This window comes from Bartonella sp. CL71SXKL, from assembly GCF_042194935.1.
Taxonomy (GTDB): domain Bacteria; phylum Pseudomonadota; class Alphaproteobacteria; order Rhizobiales; family Rhizobiaceae; genus Bartonella.
Genome location: NZ_JBHINI010000071.1, coordinates 1 through 1380 on the forward strand (window position 1 = coordinate 1; position 1380 = coordinate 1380).

At 45.7% G+C, this 1380-nt stretch carries 2 protein-coding genes; both read left to right on the forward strand.

The window, feature by feature from the left end:
• Positions 1–396, forward strand: a 396-nt coding sequence (locus ACFILA_RS09500; protein WP_375661121.1) for a ShlB/FhaC/HecB family hemolysin secretion/activation protein, incomplete at its 5' end; no start/stop codon positions are given.
• Positions 397–421: 25 nt separating this feature from the next.
• The coding region (locus tag ACFILA_RS09505) for a filamentous hemagglutinin N-terminal domain-containing protein (protein ID WP_375661122.1) at positions 422–1380 on the forward strand (959 nt) is incomplete at its 3' end.

Consider the following 1380-nt stretch of genomic DNA (forward strand, 5'->3'; position numbering starts at 1 on the left):
AGTGGTCAATATTCACCGCATAATTTATTGGGTGCTGAGCAGATTTCGTTGGGGGGTGCTTCCAATGTTCGTGGCACGCGTGAGAGTTTGCTTTTTGGCAATAACGGTTTTTTTAGCCGGAATGATTTGCTGCTACGCACTATTCCGTGGAGCAATCACGCGACCTTCAAAAAGGTTTTTGGAGAACTTCGCCCTTATGTTGGTTTGGATTATGGGCGTGTTTTTGCACAACCCTTGTATGGGATTAAGAGTGATCAGCTTGCCGGTTGGACAGCAGGTGTCAAGCTTGCGGGAGGCATGGTCTCTCTTGATGCCAGTTATTCCAGTATTTTTTGGAGCACAGTTAAGCACAAAAAATCAGGAACATTTTTTATGACATTAACAATGGAACTTTAAGCATTTTTTATTGGGGAGTTAAAGTATGAGATATGAGAAGAGAGCAGAAAGAGCAGCTTTATTAGGTGTTTTGGTCTCCAGTACGATGCTCAAAAAGGTTTTATTTGGGGGACTTGGTTTTTCTTGTTTGTTAGCACCTTCAGCTTTACAGGCACAAATTACTGTGGATCCTAACGCTCATGCCGCCAATCGTCCAGATATAGTAGCAGCGCCCAATGGGGTTCCTTCCATTGATATTGTTACCCCCAATGGCAAGGGCTTATCACACAATAAATATAACGATTTTAATATTGGAAATCCAGGTGTGATTTGGAACAATCATGCGCAAGAAGTGGGGCAATCGCAGTTGGGGGGCATTATGCCGGGCAATCCGCATTTGCGCCTCACGGGTTCAGCGAAAGTGATTTTAAATGAAGTCACCAGCAGCAAGCGCAGTGCGCTTCATGGTCCAGGAGAGGTTTTTGGGAGCCCAGCCGATGTGATTATAGCCAATCCCAATGGGATAAGCTGTGATGGTTGTGGCTTTATCAATACACCCCATGCGACTTTAACTACAGGTGTACCCGAAATTGATGCGAGCGGTTTTTTGAAAGGCTTTGAGGTGCGAGGTGGGGATATTACTTTTGGCGCCAAGGGAGCCAATTTTTTCTCTGGCCAAGGGGCTGTTGATATTGTCGATATTATCTCACGCACGGTGCATTTTGAAGGAGCTGTTGCGGGCAAGGAAATTGGTGTGACAGCAGGGACGGGTCACTTTGATTATGCTTCACGGGAAATGAAAGAACTGACCGATATTACTGGTAAACCGGAATATGCGATAGATGGTTCTGCTTTGGGGGCTCTACAAGCGGATCAGATTAAACTTGTGGCAACAGAAAAAGGTGTTGGGGTTCGTATGCGCCATGATATGGCAGCCAATGCGGGGCAGTTGCATCTTTCTGCTGACGGGAAAATCTCGTTGAAGAATGTTTTTGGTCATGGGGG